Here is a 1,775-nt window from a genome sequence, read left to right as displayed (position 1 = left end):
AAATTTGTACCTCACAAGTTGTAGAATTGCTATATCATTATCGGGGAGAAGAATTAGTGGACAGCAGAAAATACGCTGCAGCAACCCAGCGCAACCGGGAACCAATTTTAAAAGTACTTTTAGAGATACTACCAGCCACTGGCACAATTTTAGAAATTGCTAGCGGTACCGGAGAACATGCTATCTATTTTGCACAACAGTTAAACCCTCGAAAATGGATTCCTTCCGATATCAATGCTTCCCTCCGTGAAAGTATTATCGCCTGGGCTAAAGATTACCCTAGCGACAACCTCCATCAACCCCTTGATATTGATGTCAGTCAGCCAGTTTGGAAAGTAGAAACGGAAATACTATCAGAAATACCAGATATTGTAGCGATGGTGAACATTAATATGATTCACATTTCACCATGGTCTACTTGTTTAGGATTAATGGCAGGTGCTGGTCGTATCCTTTCATCAGGAGATATTCTATATTTATACGGTCCCTACAAACAAGGTAATAAACATACTGCACTTTCCAATGCTGATTTTGACTCCTATTTACGAGAACAAAACCCAGAATGGGGAGTACGTAATTTAGAAGATGTTGTAGACGTTGCTAATACTCATAATCTCATCCTTGAAAAAACTTATCAAATGCCAGCTAATAATCTTTCAGTAGTATTTAAACACATGTAAGTAAAATCGTAGGGTGGGCAGTGCCTAAGACCCATCCTAAAACTTGTAGTTGCTTTGATAAGCACTGCCCACCCTACTTGGATATAGTGCTACGCGCAAGGCATGCATGCCTTTAGCATGCATGCTAAAGAGAATAAAAATCATCGTAGGGTGGGCAGTGCCTAAGACCAATTTCAAAGGTTACCATCGCTATGATACTTACTGCCCACACTACATCAACTAAAATAATTTAAAATTGCTATAATAAAATTAAGTATTTAAAACGAAGAATTATATGATTACAGTTACACGAGAAGAAATTGAGCAATTTCGGTATCAATTGGCAAATTATCCAGAGGCTTTGGCTGCCCTAAATGAGATAGAAGAAGAGGAAGGAGATTTGGAGTATGCGACTGAAATTATAGCTTCGGAAGCCGGAATCGACAGAATAGATATAAAAGAGAGTTGGTTGCAAAATTTAGCCAGGCGGTGTCGCCATATAATTTGTCAAGATGAATTTAAAAATGATCTACTCGCTGGAGGAATTACTACTTTGATTCCGTATTTAGTGCAGTCGGTAAATTTGCCCGTGGCATTGGCGACTCCAGTAGCTATTTATATAGTTAAGATTGGAGTCAAAAGTTTCTGCAATCAAGAGGAAACAAGAAACCATAAAGATTATCCATTAGCACAAGAATTAATTGCCGATAATAAAGGTAATATCGAGAAAGTATTAATTGATTTTCAGGACTATGAACGTTTAATTGAAAGCTTTGAAGATGAAGGACTATATCGTGCTATGATGGAAGTTAAAGATGAAACTCCCTTAAGTTTGGAAGAAGCATTAGCAGAACTAGATAAGGAATGAAAACCGAATATCTTCCAACCTTTCTTAAAGATCTTAAATCTCTGAAAAGCACGCCCGTTTATAGAACGATTAAAAAGTTTACGTTTCAGGATATTATTTCCTGTCAAAATCTTAGGGATATCAAAAACATCAAAAAATTAAAAGGAGAAGAAAATGCATATCGAATTCGTTTAGGGGATTATAGAATTGGTTTTTTTATAAAAGGCGATACTATCATATTCTCCCGTGTTCTCCATAGACGAGAATTT

Annotated in this window: 3 protein-coding genes; all 3 read left to right on the top strand. The window is 36.9% G+C overall.

The window, feature by feature from the left end:
- Positions 1-26 precede the first annotated feature (26 nt).
- Positions 27-680: a DUF938 domain-containing protein gene (locus F6K38_RS41075; RefSeq protein ID WP_502709665.1), complete on the top strand. Its 654-nt coding sequence runs from the start codon at positions 27-29 to the stop codon at positions 678-680.
- Between the two features lie 607 nt (positions 681-1,287).
- Positions 1,288-1,527 carry a RelB antitoxin-like protein gene (locus F6K38_RS44720; protein ID WP_502708080.1) on the top strand — a complete coding sequence of 80 codons (240 nt, stop codon included), beginning with the start codon at positions 1,288-1,290 and terminating at the stop codon, positions 1,525-1,527.
- On the top strand, positions 1,524-1,775 hold a 252-nt coding region (locus tag F6K38_RS41065), incomplete at its 3' end, for a type II toxin-antitoxin system RelE family toxin (RefSeq protein ID WP_287360580.1). The genes F6K38_RS44720 and F6K38_RS41065, both read left to right, overlap by 4 nt.

The organism is Moorena sp. SIO3B2, from assembly GCF_010692525.1.
Lineage (GTDB): Bacteria > Cyanobacteriota > Cyanobacteriia > Cyanobacteriales > Coleofasciculaceae > Moorena > Moorena producens.
The sequence above is the reverse complement of the archived record's forward strand: the minus strand, read 5'-3'. Positions and strand labels throughout refer to the sequence as shown.